The sequence below is a fragment of the Paenibacillus pinisoli genome, from assembly GCF_003605435.1.
GTDB classification, from domain to species: domain Bacteria; phylum Bacillota; class Bacilli; order Paenibacillales; family Paenibacillaceae; genus Pristimantibacillus; species Pristimantibacillus pinisoli.
This window is the reverse complement of the sequence record NZ_QXQB01000003.1, coordinates 328,056-350,186: the sequence shown is the minus strand read 5'-3', so window position 1 is coordinate 350,186 and position 22,131 is coordinate 328,056. Positions and strand designations below refer to the sequence as shown.

Annotated in this window: 23 protein-coding genes; 15 read left to right on the top strand and 8 right to left on the bottom strand. The window is 54.1% G+C overall.

The window, feature by feature from the left end:
* Positions 1-164 precede the first annotated feature (164 nt).
* Both D3P09_RS27705 and D3P09_RS27395 read right to left on the bottom strand, forming a co-directional pair.
* Positions 165-341 carry a hypothetical protein gene (locus D3P09_RS27705; protein ID WP_165867451.1) on the bottom strand — a complete coding sequence of 59 codons (177 nt, stop codon included), beginning with the start codon at positions 339-341 and terminating at the stop codon, positions 165-167.
* Positions 342-578: 237 nt separating this feature from the next.
* Positions 579-776 carry a hypothetical protein gene (locus D3P09_RS27395; RefSeq protein ID WP_133305010.1) on the bottom strand — a complete coding sequence of 66 codons (198 nt, stop codon included), beginning with the start codon at positions 774-776 and terminating at the stop codon, positions 579-581.
* 2 nt (positions 777-778) lie between these two features.
* Between D3P09_RS27395 and D3P09_RS15070 the strand changes: the two genes are divergently transcribed.
* The 7 genes from D3P09_RS15070 to D3P09_RS15040 all read left to right on the top strand — a co-directional run bounded on the left by D3P09_RS15070 (position 779) and on the right by D3P09_RS15040 (position 7,657).
* The gene (locus tag D3P09_RS15070) at positions 779-2,137 is read left to right on the top strand and encodes an ABC transporter substrate-binding protein (RefSeq protein ID WP_120111575.1); all 1,359 of its coding nucleotides are present in this window, start codon (positions 779-781) and stop codon (positions 2,135-2,137) included.
* A 21-nt stretch (positions 2,138-2,158) separates the two neighbouring features.
* On the top strand, positions 2,159-3,049 hold the full coding sequence (locus tag D3P09_RS15065) for a carbohydrate ABC transporter permease (protein WP_120112485.1): 891 nt from the start codon (positions 2,159-2,161) through the stop codon (positions 3,047-3,049).
* Positions 3,050-3,062: 13 nt separating this feature from the next.
* On the top strand, positions 3,063-3,866 hold the full coding sequence (locus D3P09_RS15060) for a carbohydrate ABC transporter permease (RefSeq protein ID WP_120111572.1): 804 nt from the start codon (positions 3,063-3,065) through the stop codon (positions 3,864-3,866).
* A 21-nt stretch (positions 3,867-3,887) separates the two neighbouring features.
* Entirely contained in the window at positions 3,888-4,430 is a 543-nt protein-coding gene (locus D3P09_RS15055; RefSeq protein ID WP_120111569.1) for a glycerol-3-phosphate responsive antiterminator, read from the top strand.
* A gap of 133 nt (positions 4,431-4,563) precedes the next feature.
* Positions 4,564-5,352, top strand: a complete 789-nt coding sequence (locus tag D3P09_RS15050; RefSeq protein WP_120111568.1) for a Cof-type HAD-IIB family hydrolase — start codon at positions 4,564-4,566, stop codon at positions 5,350-5,352.
* 137 nt (positions 5,353-5,489) lie between these two features.
* Positions 5,490-6,347 (top strand): hypothetical protein, encoded by an 858-nt coding sequence (locus tag D3P09_RS15045; RefSeq protein WP_133305009.1) that lies wholly within the window; start codon positions 5,490-5,492, stop codon positions 6,345-6,347.
* A gap of 125 nt (positions 6,348-6,472) precedes the next feature.
* Positions 6,473-7,657: a chromate transporter gene (locus D3P09_RS15040; RefSeq protein ID WP_120112483.1), complete on the top strand. Its 1,185-nt coding sequence runs from the start codon at positions 6,473-6,475 to the stop codon at positions 7,655-7,657.
* A gap of 93 nt (positions 7,658-7,750) precedes the next feature.
* Here D3P09_RS15040 and D3P09_RS15035 read toward each other — a convergent pair whose 3' ends face one another.
* Complete coding sequence (locus D3P09_RS15035; RefSeq protein ID WP_120111563.1) at positions 7,751-9,040, bottom strand: arsenic transporter; 1,290 nt, start codon at positions 9,038-9,040, stop codon at positions 7,751-7,753.
* A 189-nt stretch (positions 9,041-9,229) separates the two neighbouring features.
* On the opposite strand from D3P09_RS15035, the gene D3P09_RS15030 reads away from it, so the two are divergent.
* The 4 genes from D3P09_RS15030 to D3P09_RS15020 all read left to right on the top strand — a co-directional run bounded on the left by D3P09_RS15030 (position 9,230) and on the right by D3P09_RS15020 (position 13,087).
* Positions 9,230-10,387 carry a hypothetical protein gene (locus D3P09_RS15030; protein ID WP_120111561.1) on the top strand — a complete coding sequence of 386 codons (1,158 nt, stop codon included), beginning with the start codon at positions 9,230-9,232 and terminating at the stop codon, positions 10,385-10,387.
* Between the two features lie 2 nt (positions 10,388-10,389).
* Positions 10,390-11,823: an MBOAT family O-acyltransferase gene (locus D3P09_RS15025; RefSeq protein ID WP_120111559.1), complete on the top strand. Its 1,434-nt coding sequence runs from the start codon at positions 10,390-10,392 to the stop codon at positions 11,821-11,823.
* A 93-nt stretch (positions 11,824-11,916) separates the two neighbouring features.
* Positions 11,917-12,090: a hypothetical protein gene (locus D3P09_RS27700; RefSeq protein ID WP_165867450.1), complete on the top strand. Its 174-nt coding sequence runs from the start codon at positions 11,917-11,919 to the stop codon at positions 12,088-12,090.
* 190 nt (positions 12,091-12,280) lie between these two features.
* Positions 12,281-13,087, top strand: a complete 807-nt coding sequence (locus D3P09_RS15020; RefSeq protein WP_120111556.1) for an AAC(3) family N-acetyltransferase — start codon at positions 12,281-12,283, stop codon at positions 13,085-13,087.
* Here D3P09_RS15020 and D3P09_RS15015 read toward each other — a convergent pair.
* From D3P09_RS15015 to D3P09_RS15005, 3 genes are all read right to left on the bottom strand, one after another.
* Positions 13,082-13,483: a hypothetical protein gene (locus D3P09_RS15015; protein WP_120111553.1), complete on the bottom strand. Its 402-nt coding sequence runs from the start codon at positions 13,481-13,483 to the stop codon at positions 13,082-13,084. The genes D3P09_RS15020 and D3P09_RS15015 overlap by 6 nt on opposite strands.
* A 147-nt stretch (positions 13,484-13,630) precedes the next feature.
* Positions 13,631-14,038, bottom strand: coding sequence for a bactofilin family protein (locus D3P09_RS15010; RefSeq protein ID WP_120111550.1), 408 nt, complete (start codon positions 14,036-14,038; stop codon positions 13,631-13,633).
* A 2-nt stretch (positions 14,039-14,040) separates the two neighbouring features.
* Complete coding sequence (locus D3P09_RS15005; protein ID WP_120111547.1) at positions 14,041-15,021, bottom strand: M23 family metallopeptidase; 981 nt, start codon at positions 15,019-15,021, stop codon at positions 14,041-14,043.
* A gap of 241 nt (positions 15,022-15,262) precedes the next feature.
* Here D3P09_RS15005 and hisJ point away from each other — a divergent pair, with 241 nt between their 5' ends.
* Together hisJ and D3P09_RS14995 are read left to right on the top strand one after the other, a co-directional pair.
* Positions 15,263-16,090 carry a histidinol-phosphatase HisJ gene (gene hisJ, locus D3P09_RS15000; RefSeq protein ID WP_120111544.1) on the top strand — a complete coding sequence of 276 codons (828 nt, stop codon included), beginning with the start codon at positions 15,263-15,265 and terminating at the stop codon, positions 16,088-16,090.
* 3 nt (positions 16,091-16,093) lie between these two features.
* Positions 16,094-16,555, top strand: a complete 462-nt coding sequence (locus D3P09_RS14995; protein ID WP_120111542.1) for a GNAT family N-acetyltransferase — start codon at positions 16,094-16,096, stop codon at positions 16,553-16,555.
* Between the two features lie 15 nt (positions 16,556-16,570).
* Here D3P09_RS14995 and D3P09_RS14990 read toward each other — a convergent pair whose 3' ends face one another.
* Positions 16,571-16,993: a DUF2500 domain-containing protein gene (locus tag D3P09_RS14990; protein WP_120111539.1), complete on the bottom strand. Its 423-nt coding sequence runs from the start codon at positions 16,991-16,993 to the stop codon at positions 16,571-16,573.
* An 83-nt stretch (positions 16,994-17,076) separates the two neighbouring features.
* Complete coding sequence (locus D3P09_RS14985; protein ID WP_120111537.1) at positions 17,077-18,876, bottom strand: ABC transporter substrate-binding protein; 1,800 nt, start codon at positions 18,874-18,876, stop codon at positions 17,077-17,079.
* A 115-nt stretch (positions 18,877-18,991) separates the two neighbouring features.
* Here D3P09_RS14985 and D3P09_RS14980 point away from each other — a divergent pair, with 115 nt between their 5' ends.
* Together D3P09_RS14980 and D3P09_RS14975 are read left to right on the top strand one after the other, a co-directional pair.
* Positions 18,992-20,506: a DUF4153 domain-containing protein gene (locus tag D3P09_RS14980; protein WP_120111534.1), complete on the top strand. Its 1,515-nt coding sequence runs from the start codon at positions 18,992-18,994 to the stop codon at positions 20,504-20,506.
* A 30-nt stretch (positions 20,507-20,536) separates the two neighbouring features.
* Positions 20,537-21,400, top strand: coding sequence for a metallophosphoesterase (locus tag D3P09_RS14975; RefSeq protein ID WP_120111531.1), 864 nt, complete (start codon positions 20,537-20,539; stop codon positions 21,398-21,400).
* Positions 21,401-22,131 lie beyond the last annotated feature (731 nt).

Sequence of the window (22,131 nt, the reverse complement as noted above, 5' to 3'; positions counted from 1 at the left end):
TCCTGAAGTGGGGTTAGTTATTTTTTGAAATTCGTAAGGGAACTACGAGACTCTATTTGCCTGTTTTTCTACCATTTTTAACGGTAAAGGAACAGAGAGCCCTTATTTGCCTTAAATGAACCGAAATACGGGTCGGATGGTGCAAATAAGGCTTCTTGATTCCGTTAGACGTTAAAACCTTCAAAAATCGAAGCATAGAGTCTCTCAGTTCCGTTAGAAGGCAGGATCAGCATCAGGATCAGCATCAGGAACATAATCAGGATCAGGATCAGCATCAGCATCAGGAACAGCATCAAGATCAGCATCAGGAACAGGAATAGGAACAGAATCAGGAGCAGCATCGAAAAACACTTGTGACTTTCAATTACCCGCAGGGTGAGTTTGTTCAGGGTAAATGCAATGCATAGGAAAGACAGATCATCTTTTCTTTACAACATCTCTACATTTCGTTGACACTGCTTTAATAGTTGGGAGCTATAGTTGTCCTAGAAGCAAGGCACCAACAGAATACGCCAACACACGGGTTGAGAATATGAGAAAACCCTTGTTTGAAAAGATGTACGGTCGTTCGCGAGCGATTATTCCGCAAGGGGAATGCCGTGATGATTACTTCTGCTCAAATAAGTGTTTTCTTTTTTATTGCCTTCTTTTGCATCACGCCGCAATAAAGCTGCAATAACGTTGGCAGCCCTTTCGCCGCACACAAGCTTCAGCGCGCTGGCTGCGGGGGCCGCCATGTTATATAAAAAAGACAAGTAAAAAGGAGAGTTATCCATCCATGCGTTCCATGATGAAAGCACTGATTGTCATTTGCGCTTGCGCCATGTTTGTCGTCGGCTGTTCCGGCAATGGCGGAGCGAAGCCATCCGAAAGCAATGCCGGCAGCAACGGCACGGCAACACAGACGCCAGCTAAGGAGACGGACAAGCCTGCAGGGGAGAAGGTAGAGCTCAGCTTCTATTACCCGGTCGCGGTAGGCGGTCCGATCACGGAAGTGATCGAGAACATGGCGAAGGATTTTATGGCTGAAAATCCGGACATTACGGTGAAGCCGGTATACACGGGCAGCTATGCCGACACCATGGTCAAAGCGCAAGCGGCGATCCAAGGCAAGACGCCTCCGGATCTGGCTGTGCTTCTGAGCACGGAGCTGTTCACTTTGCTGGATATGGATGCAATCGAACCGCTGGATGAGCTGATTGCGGTTGACGGCGGCGATGAATATCTGAAGGATTTCTATCCGGCTTTCCTGGCTAACGGCCAGACAGACGGCAAGACATGGTCGATTCCTTTCCAGCGCAGCACGATCGTACTCTTCTACAACAAAGAAATGTTCAAAGCGGCCGGCCTTGATCCGGAGAAGGCGCCTGCGACTTGGGAAGAGCTGGCTGATTATGCGAAGAAGCTGACGAAGGACGGACAGTGGGGCCTTGAAATTCCGTCGACAGGCTTCCTGTACTGGATGTTCCAGACGTTCGCGCTTCAAAGCGGCGACAACATCATGACGCAAGACGGCAAAAAAGTATTTTTCGATACGCCGGAAAATGTGCAGTCGATGCAATTCTGGAGAGACCTTGCAGCCGTTCATAAGGCGATGCCGGAAGGCGCGATCGAGTGGGGCACAGTTCCGTCCGACTTTATCGAAGGCAAGACAGCTATGATGTACCATACAACAGGCAATCTGACGAACGTAAAGAACAATGCCAAGTTTGACTTCGGCGTAGCTATGCTTCCAAAAAACAAGCAATACGGCACGCCTACAGGCGGCGGCAACTTCTATATGTTCAAAGGCATCAGCGAAGCGAAGAAGCAAGCGGCTTGGAAATTCATTAAGTTCATGACGGAATCCGAGCGCATTGCCCAGTGGAGCATCGATACCGGCTATGTAGCGCCGCGCATCTCCGCTTATGAGACGGACAAGATGAAATCGTACGTGCAGGAATTCCCTGCAGCCCTTGTGGCGCGCGACCAGCTGCAATACGCTTCGGCAGAGCTGTCGACGCACAACAACGGCAAAGTGTCCAAAATTTTCAGCGACGCGATCCAATCCGTCCTGACAGGTTCATCCGATTCCGCAACTGCGCTGAAGAAGGCGCAGGAAGAAGCGGACAAAGCGCTTGCGCCATTCAACAAATAAGCGGGAGGTTATGACATGAAGATGGCGGCAAGGCGCAGAAGAGCATGGAAAATGAACGCATTCGCGTGGCTGCTCCTGCTTCCTTCGCTCATCTTCCTCCTTGTGTTCACGCTCTATCCGGTTGCGGGGGCGCTGAAGCTCAGCCTGTTCCAGGCTGACCTCGGCACTCCGCAGCCTTCCTTTATCGGGCTGGACAACTACAAAAGCATGGCGGAAGATAGCGTGTTTTGGAAAGTGGTCAACAACAATATTTGGTTCGCAATCGGCACCGTGCCGACCAGCATTCTGCTGTCTCTCCTGATGGCGATGTTTGCGAACAAAGTCATGCGGGCAAGAGGTCTGGTGCGGACGGCATTTTTCTACCCGACAGTCGTGCCGATGATTGCCATCGGCAACATCTGGCTGTTCATCTATACCCCGGAATACGGCATGGTCAGCCGATTTCTCGAAACCTTCGGGATTAAGGGCCCCAACTGGCTCGGTACGCCGGACCTCGTCATGTGGGCCATGATTATTATGATTGTATGGAAGGAAGCCGGCTACTTCATGCTGTTCTATCTGGCCGGACTGCAGAACATCTCCGAGGAGCTCTATGAATCTGCCAGAGTGGACGGGGTTCCGGCATGGCGCGTATTCTGGCGGATTACATTCCCGCTGCTTATGCCGACGACGCTGTTCGTCTCGATTATCGCCCTTACGAACTCGTTCAAGCTAGTCGACCATCTATGGATCATGACCAAGGGAGGCCCGGAGAACGCCAGCAATCTGCTGCTGTTCTACATCTACGAGACGGCCTTCAGCTTCTGGGACCAAGGCATGGCGTCGGCTCTGACGACTGTGATGATTATTCTCCTGCTGGTGCTTGCGGCCATACAGTTTTTCGGGTTCGACCGCCGCATTCACTACCGATAGGAGGAACCGCTTTATGATGAAGAAAATAAGCTATGGCTTGATGTATATACTGGCGGCGGTCTGGCTCATTCCGCTTGTGTGGACGGTATGGACCGCCTTTCGTCCAAAACGGCTGGCGCTATCGTCATCGATCTCGATTGACTTTACCCTCTCGAATTTTACGCATGTATGGAACTCGGCGCCGTTCGGCACTTATTACATGAACACGCTGCTCATCGTTGCCGGGGTATTCACGGTTCAATTTCTGACGGTGTCGATGGCGGCATTCGCCTTTGCACGGGTAGAGTTTTGGGGCAAGTCCGCAATCTTTCTGCTTTTCCTTGCTCAAATCATGATTCCGGCAGACATTCTCATCTTCCCGAACTATACGGTGCTGAGAGACTTGTCTTTGCTGGATACGAAGCTTGGCATTATGATTCCGTATTTTGCTTCCGCCTTCGGGGTGTTCCTGCTCAGGCAGATGTTCAAGACGATTCCGTTCGAGCTGGACGAGGCCGCACGGATGGAAGGCTGCAGCCTGTGGCAAATTCTGTGGCGAATCTATATGCCGCTAGCCAGACCGGCCTATGTCTCTTTCGGGCTTGTCTCGGTCAGCTATCATTGGAACAACTTCCTGTGGCCGCTCATCATTACGAACTCCGTCGAGAACCGGCCGCTTACGGTTGGCCTGGCGATCTTCGCCCAGTCGTTCGAGACGGGCGCGCAATGGAGCGAGGTAACGGCGGCGACGATGCTGGTAATCCTGCCGCTGCTGCTTGGATTTATGGTGTTCCAGCGCCAATTCATGAACAGCTTTATTCATTCGGGCATTAAGTAAGCTTCAAGGGAGGAATTGACGATGAACAGCCCGATTATTGCCTCGATTACGAATGAGGAGCAGTTGTCTCATGTATGGGACGCTCCGCTCACCCGCGTCATCCTGATGACAGGCGACATTACGACACTGGGCGGCATAGTGAGCAAGCTGCACAGCATGGACAAGCAAGTGTATGTCCATATGGAGATGGTGAACGGGCTCGGACGGGATGCATCCGCCGTGCATTTCATTGCCAGAGAATTTGGCGTAGACGGCATCGTCACGACGAAAAGTCATATTATTGCTGCGGCCAGACAAGCCGGCATTCGCAGCGTGCAGCGCGTATTTGCGATAGATACGGCTGCGGTCGAGACGGGCATTCGGCTGACGGGCACAAGCAAGCCCGACGAGGTCGAGCTGATGCCCGGCCTCATGCCGCGCATTATCCGCGAGGTGAAGGCCAAGGTGAACCGGCCGCTTATCGTGGGCGGGCTGATCCGCTATGAGGAAGAGATCCAAGAGGCGCTGAATAGCGGCGCGGATTATGTGTCCGTCGGCCATCCGAGCTTCTGGAAGCAGCGATAACAGCTTTATATAAGGATCGAGTTGACGAGATAACCGAGGAATCAGGCGATGGGCGGGTCGGCAGTCACCCGTTCGCTTCGTGTGGCGACTCGGTTTTTTCATGGAAATTAAGGCTTGGGTAGGAGGGAATTAGGTGACGATACGCCTTATTGCAAGCGATCTGGACGGCACACTGTTGTCTCCTGAACATCAGTTGGCGAATCCGGTCAAGGAGGCCATTGAGGCATTCACAAAGCGGGGAGGATTGTTCACGTTCGCCACAGGGAGGCCGCTGCTTACCGCAGCCCCTTTCGAGAGAGAGCTGGCGCTCGGCATGCCCTATATTCTGTGCAACGGCGCTGTCATCGCGCAGAAGGGAGAGGTGCTGGAGTCGGCCTCCTTCCTTGCCGGCGATGTTGAAGCGCTGCTCGGGGATGCGAGAGAGGCTGCGGTCGACGCATTCTTGTTCCGCGAGGATGGCGTGTTTGTATTCCGCGAATCGGAAGCGGTAAGACGCTACGAGGTGAAGGAGGCCGTGCAGTGCACCTTGCTGGGGGAGGGAGACCGCACTTGGAGGGACGTCCCCATTCAGAAGGTCATTCTAATGGGCGATATGACCACGATCCGCGGGGTATGGGCGCACCATGAGCCAGTCCATGCCCGGTTCTCCGCCTTTCAGTCGGAAGCGGACTATTGGGAGATTATGAATGGCGGACAGAGCAAGGGGACGGCGCTGCGCAAGATTGCGGAGCGGCTCGGCATTAAGCGAGAGGAAATTATGGCGCTGGGCAATCAGCTGAATGATCTGGACATGCTGCAATATGCCGAGATTGGAGTAGCTGTAGCGAACGCTCATGATGAGCTGAAGGCGGAGGCTGATTATGTATGCAAGCATGGCTACGGCGAGGGAGTCGTGGAGGCGATGGCCAAGTTCTGTCTGTAGAATGACAGGCGATGCGACTGAAGTCCAGCTTTTCCCATGAACCAATGTCGGAGGAAGAAATACAGCCGCCGACCGTAACGGGATGATCCATCCTTCTGTAAAGTTGAGCTATCGAACTTACAGGAGGAATGGTTACGGTGAAGGAACAGCCATTATGGTTTAAAGGCGAGAAGTGGATGGTGCTCACGGGACTTCTGGGCTTCGCCCTGGCGCTCGTGTGCGGATTAGGAGCGCTTCTGCTCGGCACGGACGAAACGCCGGGCTCCGGCATGGCCAAAGCTTTTTCGTTTAATGCGGCGCTTGGCATCTTCTTGCTGTCTACGGCAGCTGTCAGCCCGTATTCGGGTATGGGGCGCAAGAGCAGAGCCTTCTTCCGATGGTCGTACATTGCGCTTGGGCTGTATTCTTATTTTGCAGAGACGGTCCAGCATATTCGCGGGGTTAATCCCCGGTTCGTGACAGACGGTTCCGCCTTTGATCTTGCGGTAGCGAACGGTTTTGGAATGGTCGCTTTGCTGCTGGTTGCGTATTATGTGGTTTTTGCGGCGGCGTTTTTCCGGAAGCGCGCCTCACAGCTGCAGCGGGGCGTCGTACTGAGCGTGCGTTACGCTATGATCGCCGTTATGTTCTCGTTTATAGGTGGAATTTGCATCTCGATTAACGGCGGCAGATACGTCGGCCTGGATGGCAATCTGATCTGGTTCCACGGGCTTGGGTTCCATGCGCTGCAGGTGCTGCCGATTATCGCGTGGCTGGCATGGAGAAGCGCGATGACGGAGCGATTGCAGCGGACGCTGCTCCATATTGCAGGGGTGACGTTTATTGGAGGGCTTATGGCTATCGGTGTGCAGACCTTGCTGGAGCGGCCGCTCCTGGAATGGTCGCTGCTGCCGCTTGCGGCGCTCGCATTTTTGGTCGTGACGACAGCGGCTGGCTTGCGGGCATGTCTGGAAGCATGGCGCTTGAAGAAGGGCGGAAGCACGCTCGCCGGATAAGCATTCTCCCTGCAAGGACACTCGCCTGCTGCAATAGTTCTTCCCAGCCGCTGATTGTTAATTTACAATGGCGTTAGCTATATAGGATCAGTATACAGGGAGGATCTGATACGTTGAAAAGCAAGATGGCCGTATGGCTGGAGCTGTTATGGGTATCGACGAAGCTTGGCCTGACTTCCTTTGGCGGGCCTATCGCCCACTTAGGCTATTTCCATGATGAATATGTTTGCCGCCGGAAGTGGCTCGGCGAGGGGGAATATGCGGAGCTGGTCGCGTTATGCCAGTTCCTCCCCGGCCCTGCAAGCAGCCAGGTCGGTATTGGCATCGGGCTGAAGCGGGGCGGTCTGCTTGGCGGAATCCTGTCGTTCATCGGTTTTACGTGGCCGTCTGTACTGGCGCTGATGCTGTTCGGATGGTATATGCAAGCATCGGGCACGGACGGGAGCGGCTGGCTGCACGGGCTTAAGCTTGTAGCGGTTGCGATTGTCGCCCATGCCATCATGGGCATGGGCCAGAAGCTGGCTTCGGGACGGCTGCTTGCTACGATAGCCGTCGTATCGGCGGCGTCAGCCTTGCTTTGGCCAACTGCCTTCACTCAGATCGCCATAATTGCGCTGGCAGCAGCGGCAGGGGTGTGGCTGTGCCGGGATCAATCGGGCGAGGCCGGGACGCTGAAGCCGGTCGAGATGGAGCCGGAGCGCCGCGCACCGCTGTCCCGGCGCTTCGGCATGATCTGCTTGCTGCTGTTCGCAGGTCTGCTGGTTGCCTTGCCCATGCTGCGGGAGACAGGAGGCCTTATGGCTATGGCAGACAGCTTCTATCGCTCAGGCTCTCTCGTATTCGGAGGCGGGCATGTTGTGCTTCCGCTGCTGGAGGACGAGATTGCAGGCAGGGGCTGGGTAAGCGCCGAGCAGTTTCTGGCCGGCTATGGCGCGGCTCAAGCTGTGCCGGGTCCGCTCTTTACGTTTGCGGCTTATCTGGGGACCGTTATGGAGGGGCCTCTAGGCGCCGCAATAGCAACACTTGCGATCTTCTTGCCTGCGTTCCTTCTCGTCGCCGGAGCGCTTCCCTTCTGGGACACGCTGCGGAGCGTGCCGCTGGCGCGCCGGGCGCTTGCCGGCGTCAATGCGGCAGTCGTCGGCCTGCTGCTTGCTGCATTCTACGATCCGATCTGGACAAGCGCCATAGGCTCGCCGCAGGACGCTGCTTTTGCCGCTATCCTGTTTGTCCTGCTTTCCTATTGGAAGCTTCCGCCATGGATCATCGTCGTGATAGGTGCTGCAGGCGGAGCGCTTGGGATTGGGGGATAACGGCTTCTCCCCACCCTGTATATAAAAAGAAGGTATCTCTTCAGGGAGCGAGCTCCCTGAAGAGATACCTTTCTGTTGTTTAATTTCTAAAAATTAGTAGATGGAAAAAAGCAACAAATATAAGCCGAGCAGCGTTAGGAATAAGACGGGCAGCGTCAGGATGACGCCAACCTTGAAATAATAGCCCCATGTGATCCGCATTCCTTTTCTGGACAAGACATGGAGCCACAAGAGCGTCGCAAGCGACCCGATAGGCGTCATCTTGGGACCCAGATCGGAGCCGATGATATTGGCGTATATCATGGCTTCCCGCAGCGCGCCTTCAGCGGCAACGCCGTCAATCGCAAGCGCATCGATCATGACCGTAGGCAGATTGTTCATGACCGAGGAGAGGATCGCCGCGCAGAAGCCGGTAACCATTGTTGCGGCGAACAAGCCCTGATCGGCTGCCCACTGGAACAACGCCCCGAGCTGGTCAGTCAATCCTGCGTTGCGAAGCCCGTAGACGACAACATACATACCAATGGAGAAGATGACGATGGACCACGGCGCTTTCCAGATCACTTCCCGCGTGCGGACTGCCTCGCTCTTGCGGGCGGCCATGAGCAGCACCAGCGCAGCGGCGCCGATCATGGCGGAGATCGGAACCGGGATATATTCGCTTGCCAGATAAGCAATAAGAAGCAGGGCGAGCACATACCAGGATAGCGTGAACATTCGCTTGTCCTTGATCGCGTCGCGGGGCTCCTTCAGATCATTGTTCTCGTAGCTTTGCGGAATGCTCTTGCGGAAGAACAGATAGAGCACCAGCAAGCTGGATAGAACCGCGAATACGGTCGGCACGATCATGCGGCTGGCATACTCCATGAATCCGATGCCGAAGAAGTCGGCCGACAGGATGTTCACCAGATTGCTGATGACGAGCGGAAGCGAAGCCGTATCCGAGATGAAGCCGCCTGCCATGACGAAAGGCAAGACCATCCGTTCATCGAATCGCAGCGCTCTGACCATCGCCAGCACAATCGGCGTCAGAATAAGCACGGCTCCGTCATTGGCGAAGAAGATGGACACGCCTGCTCCGAGCAGGATGATATAGACGAACAGCCGCTTGCCGCTGCCTCCCGATAATCGGGCCACATGGAGCGCAGCCCATTCGAAAAATCCGGTCTCGTCCAGCAGCAAAGAAATGATCATGATTCCGATTAAAGCGAGTGTGGCGTTCCAGACGATAGCTGTAACATCCCAGACGTCTTGAAGCGTCACTACGCCCAGCAGAAGCGCGATAATAGCGCCGCCCGCTGCCGAGTAGCCGATATTCAATCCCTTCGGCTGCCAGATGACGAATGTAATCGTAATTGCAAAAATACCTAGCGCGAGCAGCATGATTAGATAGCCTCCCCGAATCTCAACGACTCATTATAGCGAGGCGGAATCAGGATTGGCAATCACCTTGCTGACAAATATTTTGGCATGCGACACATCTATCCAATTGTCGTCACGCATGGTATAAATGTTAGAGACAACTTTCGATTATCCAACTACAATCAGTTGAAGAGAGGTTTACAGTACGTCATGAACCAGGAACTGAACACGACAGCGCAGATATCAGTACCGTCAGCGCGCAAGAAAGCCCCCTACTCCAAGCTTCGGAAAGCGAGATACGGGTACTACGGCATTGCATTTGCGTTACTATTTTTCATTCTGGCACAGTTTGCGGCGAGTTATATGGTGAAGCTGGATACCGTATACAAGCACAGGCTTAACTATGACATGTTCCTGGCCGATTCCAAGGTAATGGGCATTGTCGTCGATGAGATGGCCCGGCATATTAAGGACAATGGCTTGACCAACTATGCGATTCTGATTGGCAACTCTGTTGCCTGGGGCACGAATGAGAGCTCGGATCATTCCTTGGGAAGATATCTGTCCGACAACGCTACGGCGGACGGAGACGGCAAGCTTCAGGCGGTGTTCAATCTGTCGGCGCCGTCGATTATGGCGGGCGACGCCTACACGCTGCTTCTGATGCTGGACGAGCGCGGCATCAAGACGGACAACGTTATGATCGGCTTGACATACTCCTCATTCGTAGAGGCAAGTCCTGGCGTACGGAAGGTATTTTGGCTGGGTGACGATTTGAAGAAAGCGGATCCGGCTACCTTCAAGAAGGTGCTGCCGCATCTGGAAGCGAACGGCTATAAAAATGTGACAGGCTGGAAAGGGACCGAGCATAACGCAATCGAAGCGATCACGGATTGGGTGCCGGTTATCAAATACAAGACGGTTATCCCGGAAGCGATTAAGGCAATGGGCAAAGAAAGCGACGTCATGGGCGATCCGCGGGCATGGAACGAAAAGAAATTTTCGGAAAAGTGGATTACATCGCCGCAGTATTTGAATTTCTTCAGTCCGGAGCCGTTCAATATGACGGATTCCAACTGGACCGTCTACTTCATGAACCGGATCGCGGAGCACCAGCAAGGGAAACGCTTGTTTGTCTTCGTGGCCGGAAGCAACGGCGAGCTGTCCAAGAAAGAAGTGACGAATCCCGGCTATGTCGCCAATATGGAGAAAATCGACTCCTATCTGGCGGAGCTGGGCGTGGACTACGTCACGCTGCAAGACCGCATTGATCCGAACTTATTCACTGATCATGTTCATCTGACCAAAGAAGGCAATGAGCTCCTTGCCCGTATCATTTGGGACGCCTGGACGGGTAAGGGGGCTTAATCATGTTATTTAATTCACCGACATTTCTCATATTTCTGGCTGCCGTCTTTGCCCTGTATTATGCGTTCCCTCGCGGCAGAATGATCATTCTGGCGCTGGCGAATGCCGCGTTCTACGCTTACGCGGGAGTGGGCTACTTTCTGCTGTTCTTCGCCATTGTGGCATCTGTGTACTTTATATCCAAGGGTCTGCAGGGACCAAAGGGCAAGCTGGCGCTGGGGCTTGGACTGGCTGTCGTGCTTGCCAACCTTCTGTTCTTCAAGTATTCGATGTTCCTGCTCGAAAATATCGAGAGCATGCTGGGAATGACCTTCTCGCTGCAAGGAACGGCGTTCGCGGACCGCAGCATTGCGCTGCCGATCGGCATATCCTTCTACTCGTTCCAGCTCATTGCTTATCTCGTCGATGTGCATAGAGGGAAGCTGAAGCCTAGCCGCTCGCTGCTGGAATTCTGGGTCTTTATCTCCCTGTTCGCGCATTCCGCGGCAGGCCCGATACTGCGGGGCAACGATTTCATTCCGCAGCTGCGCAAGATCAGCTCAATCCTGTTCCGCACCCCTCGCGTGAAGCTGGGACTGGCGTTTATATTGCTCGGCCTGTTCAAAAAAGTGGTGATTGTGGAGCAGATCGCGCCGTATGTGAACGACTACTTCTCCAAAGCGCAGACGCTTAGCGGCGTGGAATCATGGATCGCCTCCTATCTCTTTGCGTTCCAGATTTACTTCGACTTCTCCGCTTACAGCGAGATGGCGGTCGGTATCGGCTTCTTGCTGGGCCTGCGCCTGGATCTGAACTTCAAGACGCCTTACCTGAGCGCGAATCCGGCCGAGTTCTGGAGAAGATGGCATATTACGCTGTCGCAATGGATTCGCGACTATATCTTTATCCCGCTCGGCGGCTCCCGCGTAGCGAACTGGCGCATATATGCCAACTTGATTGCGGCGATGACGATATCCGGCATTTGGCATGGCGCGGCCTGGACGTTCATCATCTGGGGCCTGTACCACGGCTTGCTGTCGGCGGGCCACCGGCTGTATGACAAGGGCATTAAGCGCCTTGGCTGGAAGGATGCGCTTAATAACCGGATTTACAAAGTATTTTCGATATTTGTATTCTTCCACCTGACTGTAGTCGGCTGGGTCTTCTTCCGGGCGAACAGCTGGTCGGACGCTGTCTATATGCTGAAGAAGATGACGATGATGGACGGCATTCAGTTTACGAAGCAGCATCTGCTGCTCCTTGCGGTGGCAGCGGGGCTTTACCTGCTTCATATCCTTGAATATATCGTCGTATCCCGATTCAAGAGATGGTCGCTGGCATGGCAATTTAACGTGCCGTCGATCGTGCGGGGCGCCGTATATGCGATCATTGCCATTGTGCTGCTCTTCTTGCTGATGAAAGGCGAATCAAGCAGCTTTATCTACTTCCAGTTCTAGCGGCTTCCACGAATTTCACTTTCATAGGTATAGATCTTCCTCTCGATGAAAGACTGGAGAATGGGGGAGCATCCTAGGAAAGGAGCGAAGCCGATGGAATTCACACTAGGCGCGGACGAGGTCGTTCGCCGGATTAAGAAGCTGCAATCGAGCGGAGGAGCCACCAGCAAGAAGCAGGTAAAGCAGAGTGATCCTGAGTTAATGCGGAATGCGCTGTTTTATTTTCCTAGCTGGGAGCATGCCTTGAGGAATGCGGATCAGCTGTAATACGCAGAGGACCGTCCAATAGATATACAATAAGTAACGAGATGAAACCATGCCACCCGGAGCCATATGCTGCGCTGGCATGGTTTTTTGTATTTTTTGCTTATAATCAAATGAGGGTTGGCGCCGTCCCCGCGGAAGGCGATACAATAGTTGTTATACATGCATGAGAAAAGGGAGGCGGGCTAAGCCTATGAATATACAGCAATTGCCGCTGACGGTATCGGGGTTGGCGCGGGATTTCGAGGAGCTGGGGGTTCAGCGCGGCTTGACGCTGCTTCTTCATACATCACTCAAGGCAACCGGGCGCTGGATTGTGGGAGGGCCTGCCGCCGTCATACACGCGCTGGAGCATGCTCTGGGACCGCAGGGTACGCTGGTTATGCCGACGCATACGTCTGACTTGTCGGACCCTGCCGAGTGGCAGAATCCGCCTGTTCCGGAAGCCTGGTGGCCTATCATTAGAGCCGAGATGCCGCCATTCGAAGCGGATCTGACGCCTACAAGAAGCATGGGCCATACGGCAGAATGCTTCCGCAAGCAGGAGGGGACGCTGAGAAGCTCGCATCCGCAAGTATCCTTCGCGGCTCGAGGTCCGCATGCTGCCAGAATGACAGAGGGTCATGGTTTAACCAATGGTCTGGGCGAACAATCGCCGCTGGCCAGGCTGTATGATCTGGACGGATGGGTGATGCTGCTGGGCGTAGGATACGACCGGAATACATCTCTTCATCTGTCGGAGCATAGAGCGGCGTATCGGACCAAACAGTACAGGCAGCAAGGTGCGCCACGCCTTGTCAATGGATTGCGCGAGTGGACGGTGTATCAGGATCTGGATTACGATTCGGATGATTTCAATGCAATTGGAGAAGCGTTCGAGAAGGAATGTGCCGATGCCGTGCTCAGAGGAAAGATAGGAGATGCGGAAGTGCGGCTCATGCCGATTCGCAGGTTGGTGGATTACGGTGTGAGCTGGATGGAGCAGCATCGAGGGTCATGAGGCAAGATCGGAGAACGCAGCCAGCTTCTTGAACTGGTCTGCGTTCATGTACAACACACCGTCCTGCAAGTAATAGTCTCCCGGAGCTTCATAACCGTTCTGAAGGACCGTACCGTTCTCCAGCAGCAGGGTGAAATTCGCGCCGCTTACCGTCAGGTCGATCGTATCGGTCTCGCGGTTATAGGTCAGCAGGCCACCATATTGATTCACCAATTCATGCAGCGGAGCATAAGACGGGTTTTGGGCGGATGCCAGTTTAATTGCGGATTCGGAATGAGCGGATAGAACGGGAGCTGCGACAGCTGCCTGCTCAGGAGCAGGCGGGCTGGCGAGCGCGCCGTACAGCGTTGCGGCTGCGAACAGCATGAGGAATATGTTGCGGATTGGAAGCTTCATCGCTTGTTCCTCCTTACCCGAGGTTGTCTGATTAGGACCAGTGTACCTGATGAGTGTGAACGGAATGTCAAGGCGATATAAAGGTTTGTTAAATTGAAAAAAAGAACCGAAGAGAGGCGCTGCAGCGACTGTTCTTCGGTTCTTGAATTATGAGGTTGCTTTCAGTTCCTTCTGCGATTGTGCTGCAGGGGCTGGACTGGCCGCCATCTTGCTGCTGCCGTTGAACACGCCGCCGGATTCGATTATAAGCGACTGGGCGGTAATGTTGCCGTTCAATACGCCGGATGCGCAAATCGTCAGCTTGCCTCTTGCTTCGACGTCGCCGTTCAATTGTCCGGCAAGGACCAGGTCCCGTGCGATAATGTTGGAGTTGGCTACTCCGTTCTCCCCGACAATGACATCTCCGCTCGACATAATGTCACCGATAATGCTGCCTTCAATGCGGATGCTGGCTTCGGATTTGATCTTGCCTTCGAAGATCGTGCCTTCGCCGATCAGCGTATCCGTCGTATCCGGATTGATTTTTCCGTTTCCCGATTTGCTGCTTTTGAACATGGTCACTTTTCCTCTCTGTCTTCTTGTAGATAAGGCATAGGATCGACATGCTCGCCGCCTACGATTACCTCGTAATGAAGATGGGGTCCCGTGCTTCGGCCTGTATTGCCAAGCTCGCCGATGAGATCGCCTTTCTTCACCTTGTCGCCAACCTCGACCAGCCGTTTGTTCAGATGCAGATAACGGGTCTCAATGCCGCGTCCGTGGTCGATCAATATATTGTTGCCGTGCGGATATGTCCGCTCTGACAAGGTAACGGTACCATCCGCTGCGGCGTAGATCGGATCTCCGCGGCTGCCGCCAAGATCCAGGCCGGAATGTACGGCTGCCCTTCCCGTGAACGGATCGCGGCGCACGCCGAAGGTGGATGTGATTTTGCGGGAATCGGCCGGCCATATCGTTGGCGTGATCTCCAATATGCGCTGGTGCTTCAGAAGCGCTTCCTTCGTGGCCTCCAGGCTAGGCTTCATCTCATCCATCTGCAAGGCCATGCTGGACAGCTCCTGGAGCGTCTCCGCCGCAAGCGCATCGTTCAGATCCTCAGGCAAGAGAAGCTCTTCGCCGCCTTGTCCTCCTTCCTCGACCGTAACGCCGCCAGAGGAGATTCGAACCTCGGATTCCTGGATGCCTGCAATTTCCTTAAGCTGAAGCTCCAGCTCGGCAATCTCGGACATTTTGGTCTCGACATGCTTCGCCTGAGCTGACAAGGCGGTTACATCGGCTTCCAGAGCGGCGATGGTATCCTCCCGTTCCTTCAGCTGCTCCTCATAACCCGATTCGGAGAGGGACAGCTGATGCTTCGCTTCCTTGAGATTACCGGCCTGTCCCGAGAATAATACGATGAATAATGCTGAACAGACAGCAAGCAGTATGATAAGGGCGGGTATGAGTACGATGGTTAGTCCAGATACGCTGTAGCGCTGGACGGATTGATTCGCGTCGGGTATGACCACGAACGTGAATCGCTTTGACATCCACTTCATGATTTTCCTCCTAGATTTTCCAATACGTCTTCAACTTCCTCCTATTCGACACGTCTCCAAAAAAATCCTTTATTTCGAGTCCAATTGCTGCAGATTTATCGGATTGCCGGGAATTATAGGGGTTTCCATGACTTTTGAACGATATTTACGCCGGGCCCGCCGCGTGATACGCTAGTTGAAAAAGAAGCCTTGAGGCTGGTGAATAATAACCGCATGAAGGGCTGGGACAGGAGCGAGAGGCATGCTGAAGTGGGATGGGCATACACACACGAAGTTTTGTTATCATGGCAGCGATGCGGCACAGGAGCTGTACTTGGAACGGGCGATTGAGCTAGGATTCGAGCGCTATACCATTAGCGAGCATCCGCCGCTGCCGCAAGGCTGGATTGCCGATCATGACATATGGGACGAGCTTGCGATGCCGGAGGAGGAGCTTCCCCTCTATATGGCTTATGTGCAAGAGATGAAGCGAGCCTATGAAGGCAGGATTGAGGTTGCAGCCGGACTGGAATTTGACTATTTGCCGGGAAGATTGGACTATACGGAGCGCATGCTGGACAGCTGGCAGGACGAGCTGGAAGATGTCGTCTATTCGGTGCATTATTTGCCGGGCAGAGACGGCATGCGCTGCCTGGATTTCAAGGCCGAGCATTTCAAGGCGCAGCTGCTGACGTATTATGGCTCCATGGAGCGGGTCGTCGATGAATATTATGACCATGTCGAAGCTGCGATTGAATGGGCGGCGAGATTCCCGATGCGCAAGCGGATCGGCCATATCAATCTGATCGAGAAGTTCAATCAGGCGCTTCCTGAGATCGACGAGGGTCTCATTCGCAGCCGCTTGGAAGGGATGCTGCCGCTGCTTGTAAAATCCGGCGTGGGCGTTGACGTCAATACGGCCGGGATGCGGGTCGCAACCTGCGGCAAGCCTTATGTCCCGGAGTGGTTCCTGGCGGAATGCTTGAAGCTGGGCATTCCATGCGTGTATGGATCCGACTCGCATAAGCCGGAACAGGTCGGCTTCGGATGGGATTGGTTCGAGAAGCAGATCTCGGGGAGAGAGGGCTAGAGCATGGAGAAACTTGTCATTGAGAGAGTGACGGCCGGAAATCCCGGGCTTGCGGCGCTCATCCGTGAGCTGGACCGCTATCTGGAAGGATTGTATCCGCCGGAGGAGATATTTGTCGTTGATTTCGACGATCCGAAGACAAGCGAGATGGTATTCGTCATGGCCTATGGAGATGGAGAGCCGGCAGGATGCGCCGGTCTGCGGCAGCTGGACGGGGAGTCTGTGGAGCTGAAGCGGTTCTATGTAGATCCGCGGATGAGAAGGCATGGCGTCGCCCGTCAGCTGTACCAGTACCTGGAGCAGCAAGCGCTGGAGCTTGGCTGCTCGATTATCAGGCTGGAGACGGGCGCTCCGCAGGTTGAGGCGATTGCCTTCTATAAAAAGCTGGGCTTCTACGAGATTCCCGCATTCGGGGAATATATCGGCTGTGCCTCCAGCCTCTGCATGGAGAAGAGAATCGGATAGTCCCGCTTTCTGAACTTACCCCGCGCTTCGTTCGAAGGCGACGATCCAGTCGCCTTTGGTCGCGGCGTAACCCGCATCGCCCTCTACGACTAGTCCATACAACCCTTTGACATCCAGAAATTCTTTGCGCGAGCCGTTGCCGAATTCGAGAGTGATGTAATAATACGTGTGCGAAGACGTGCTGGTGTGGCCGATATGATTCTCCTGATGATGATGGTGATTGCTATGGCTTTGGACATCCATCCTCTTGGCAACAATTTTTGCATAGGCGCTCTCTTGAGGCGCGCGGGCATTGCGGAAATGAGTGATGATCGAATATACGATCAGCCCGAACATAAAAACGAACCCGATAATAATGATGATCGGCACAACCGTAAACATAAAATCGAATCCGCCGCCCCCGCCGGGAAATGATGGACCGGGCCCAAAGTCAAACATGGCGATAACCCCCTGATTTATTGTCGGCCGCGTCGATTGCGCGAGCTACTCTTAATACGTAATTTCCGGCTCTCGTGTTGCACTTACCTAAACCATAGGTCTCGAAATCTGACCCAGCCCAGCGACTCTAACGAGATCCCTTGGACGGAAGGGTGGAATGCGGTCTTGAGATGCTTGCGGTACAGGAACAGCAGGGAGTGCCGCTCCATCAGCTCGTCTTCAATCCGCATGAACAAGTTCATCCTGACTGCCGCGTCGGGCTCAGCGAGAATGCGCTGCAGCGCATCGCCCAGAATGGCTCCTGCAGGCCGGTCCATATGCTGCATCATGCTTTTGTACAAGTCGATGAGGCGCAGCTCGCGATGCTCGTCGAGCATAATGGCGAATAGCAGCAGGTCGGCAGACATGCGGTCCCGTCCCTTGAACTGCTCAGCCGCGATGAGATTGATCTGCAGCCTAATGCCTGCGCTTGCCAAAAGCTCCCCGATCAAGCCGGCATCATGCTCATATTGCGGAATGGTCGTCAGTGTCAGCGTCTCGCCCTTATAACCGCATTCATGCAGCAGCTCGCTGCATCTTCTTCGCAGATCATCGTCATCCATATCTCTGGCATCATGATTGGCTGGCCGGGACCAGAAGCTTGCTGCCTCTTCAAGGACATCGCCGGACAGCTTCTTCAGCAGCTCCTTCCGATGAATGGCGCAATCCAGCGCCTGCCGGAAGGCCGGACTTGCAAGAAGCCCGCTCTTCAGCTCATTGATGGTTAGAAACTTGCAAGTCGTCCCGGACTGTCTGACTTGCTCCCATTCGCCGCCAGCCATGCCTTCGATTCGAACGTTGTGCATGACTTGGAATTGACGCAGCTCCTCTATGTCCTCTTCCTTGCGTTCTGCTCCGGAGGGCATCGTCCATACCTCTACCCGGTCGAGGAATGGACGCTCCTGGAAGTAAGAAGGGAAGACCTCGAGCGTCCAGATGCCGTGGCTGCTGCCAGCCAGCCTGAAGGGGCCGGTGCCGACGACGGCTCCGCTCGCTTGGCCGAAAGAATCGCCGACTTGCTCGCACAGATCTTCCGGCACAATGGAGGCCCGGTTGGTGGAAAGAAACGACAGGAATGCTTCATTGCGCTCCTTCAGGCGGAAGCGGATCGTCAGGTCATCCGGCGTATCCATATGCTCAATGCCGTTGTACACCCAGCTGTAAAGGCCATTCGGCGCAAGCCGATTCAGGCGGTTCAGCGTATATCTGACATCCGAGGAGGTCATCTCGCGGCCATGGTGGAAGTATATGCCTTTGCGCAGGAAGAAGGTCCATTCCGTACGCGCTTTATTGGTCTCCCATGCATGGGCGAGATGAGGATGCACACTATCGCCGCGCACATCCATCCTGACCAGCCCGTCGAACAGCTGGTTCACCAGATGGGCTTCGCCGATGTAATGGATACGGGCAGGGTCGAGGCTGTCGATGATGCCGGGCATCGGGAAGCGCAGCGTATCGGTCCGCCGCTCGCCTTCCACAACGGTCTGGAAGCCGAATTGACCCGACAGCCATTGCTGGAAGCGGCCGACCACAGCGGCGCCTCTCGGCTGGAGCAGCTCCAGCGCGGATTGCAAGTCGCCCCTCATCGCGAGCTCCTGCGCTTCTTCCAGCAGCAAGGAGTCGAGCGGCTGCATGAAGGTGAGCAGGGAGCGATTGCCGCGGCCGCGCCGGGCCGACCAGTCGACCCAGCCTTCCTGCACCATCCGCTTCAGCAATAGAACCATATTGCGGTGCGTGCAATCCAGCTTCTCGGCCAGCTCGGCTGTCGTCACTTCCAGCGGTATACCGTCAGTCGCCTGCGGGTAGGCTTCTCTTAATATGAAATAATGTCTCCGAATTTTCACGATGATCCTCCGCTATACGCAAAATATGAAATTCTGCAATAGAAAGTTGCACTTTTTGTTCTTATTTTATAGGTTACAATAAAAGGGAGATTAACTCAAAGGGAGGTTATTTGCGATGAGAGATCCCGCGCCATGGCAGAGGCGATACAACAATATGTGGATTTTATCGGTCCTGCTCGGGGTTCTCGGACAATATTTGTTCGTGAGCCGTCCGGCCGGCGTGTCCGTACCGATATTCGTCGCGTTGTTCTACGTCTTGTTTTTCTATGCGATGAAAGGAAGAATGGGCGGCTTCGACCGTTGGAGAGGGCAATCGAGAATGGGATGGTTCCTGTTCGCGCCGGTCGCTCTGCTCTCCATGACGTTTGTTCTATTCGCGAATGATCTCTTCCGGTTTTTGAATCCGCTCGCCTTGTTTATATTGATTGTAGCCCAGACGATGCTGCTTGCGCGCGGAGGCTCGCAGCCGTGGCATCGCCCCCGATTCATCCTGGAGCATGTCAAGCAATGGCTGGTTACGCCCTTCGCCCATTTGACTGCGCCGTTCAATACGATGGCGGATTGGGTGAACAGCAGAAGGGATACCAATAAAGCGAGATCGGTAGCAGGCAAAGTCGGCTTCGGCCTTATGCTGGCCGCTCCGCTCTTATTTGTCGTTATCCTGCTGCTCGCCTCGGCCGACGGCATCTTTATGTCCTGGATGAACGGGCTTGGCACGCTGTTCGCCGGCGACTCTATCGACAGTGTTGTGAGCAGAATTATTTTTACATGCTGCTTATCGATATATGTTTTCTGCTATTTGTGGGGCCTGTTGTTCCAGAAGCGCAAGACTGCGGATTGGAGCGCCACGGAGCTGACGCCTGACGGGGAGCCGAAGCAGCGTCCCGGTGTGGAGCGGGAGAAGTTTGATCCGATCTCGGCGGCTACTGTGCTTGTGTGCGTCAACATTGTGTATGTCCTATTTGCTGCGATCCAGTTTACTTACTTGTTCGGGGCAGCCGAAGGCTTGCTTCCGGAAGGCACAGCATATGCAGAATATGCGCGCAGAGGCTTCACGGAGCTGGTCATTGTTGCGCTCATTAATATCGGCGTCTTGCTGGTAGGCTTGCATTTCATCGGCAAAGGCAGCGCCCTGTTCGAGCGGCTGCGCCAAGTGATGCTTAGCGTGCTGATGGGCTGCACGATTGTCATGCTCATCTCGGCCTACAGCCGTCTGTCGCTATACGAGGAGATCTACGGTTATACGGAGCTGCGCCTTCTTGTCCATGGGTTTATGATTTTCCTCGGCGTGCTTATGGCTGTGGCATTCGTCCGAATTTGGTATACAAGGTTCTCGCTAGCGAAAATATATATTGCCATAGCCATCACTTCGTATGTCATTATGAATTTCGTGAACATTGACGCCCGTATTGCCGTCAATAATATTGCACGGTTTGAGGAGACAGGGAAGATCGATATGTACTATCTGGGATCGTTGTCCGCCGATGCCGCTCCAGCGATTGCGAAGCTATATGAGAAATATCCGGAATATACGCAGCTGGGGGATATTCTGCAAGGATATGAAGGAGAAGCGCAGAGACGAAAGCATTGGCAATCGTGGAACCTGTCTTACCATCGTCAATTGCCGTGACGCAGGAAAGAATGAATGAGGAGGTGAAGGATGAGCAGAACAAAGAGGTGGTTGCTTATCTATTTGCCTGCTGCCATTGTATTGTGCATTTATTTTTTGTACGCGCAAAACAATTCAATCGTCGTAACGACCTATAAGGTCGCCAGCGCCAAGCTGCCTGACGGCTTTGATTCGTATCGTATCGTGCAGCTGTCCGATCTTCAGAGCAAGGAGTTCGGCAAGGAGCAGCGCCCGCTGATCCGCAAGGTGGATAAGCTGGATCCCGACGTTATCGTCTTTACTGGAGACCTTGTAGATCAGGTGCATTATGACGGGGAGGCGAGCTTTAAGCTGATGGAAGGCTTGGTGAAGATTGCACCCGTGTATTTTGTCCGGGGCAACCATGAGCAGGCTTCCAGAGAGTATGAGGAGTTGGAGGAGCGCCTGCTTGCCCTTGGCATCCATATTATGAAGAATGCCCATGAGGATATTCCGCTTGGTGATGGAGTCATCAGGCTGATCGGCGTGGATGATCCTACGTACAATCGCCAAGGCGACGGCGATGCCGACAAGATGAACGCCCACTTGGCCGAAGCCTTGGCGGATGCGGACGGCTCCTATCCATTCACGGTGCTCCTATCCCACCGAACAGAGCTATTCCCTGTATACGCGGAGAATGGAATCGACTTAAGCTTGACGGGACATGCCCATGGCGGGCAAATCCGCATTCCGTTCAAAGGCGGAGTATTCTCCCCGGGCCAAGGCATGTGGCCTGAATGGACGGAGGGCATGCATGAGATCGGCGACAGCGCCATGATCGTCAATCGCGGCCTGGGCAACAGCAGCTTTCCGCTGCGCTTGTTCAATCAGCCCGAGATCGTGGTGGTTGAGCTGACTGCAGAAACGGCGGCATAAGAGAAGTCTGTTACCATCGCAAAAGAGGCGAATGACCTGTTGGAAGCGCCAATTCGTCCCTTCTATCAATCGCATACGCTATCGTATACGGAGGATAGAAAACGGAGAAGGCGGATGATGGTATGCCCTGTTGCCTCGGAAATGTGCAGATATGCAAAAATGAAGGCACGATCATATTCGGGAATATACGGCAGTATGCGCCCAGCACCAATGAGGTGGCAACGGAGACGCCAGCGCAAGCAGATGAAGCGAACCAGGGTGAAAACACGGCGAGCGTATCGAGACGAAAGGGCGGTTCCCGCAAGACTCGCGCTCGCCGTAGTGGCGTTAAGCTCTCTAAAAACAAAAAGGGACCCGCTGCAACGGGCAGCGGGCCAAAAGGTTTATATTATAAAAAAGGGGGTCGAGATTTATTATATGCCCCTTTCATTAATGGACGATGAACTTAATGTTTCAGTTTCATTACAAATGTTGGGCAAGCCTTCCACTTGCCTAAAAAGATGGAGCTGTCTTCAAAAGAAGGTTAACTCGATGAGTCATCTCGCTTGATGAATATAGATCGGAGATAATGATGAGATGGCGGTGTCAGGGTGTTCCCTGCACCGCCATCTTTTTTGTTTAATACGACTTTGAGAGGACGTCACTCGTTTTCTATCTAGCCAATCATTGTGGGCACTCCTGTACGTTTCGGCGCTAATTCCGAAATTCAGCGCTATTGGTGCGTGTAACGT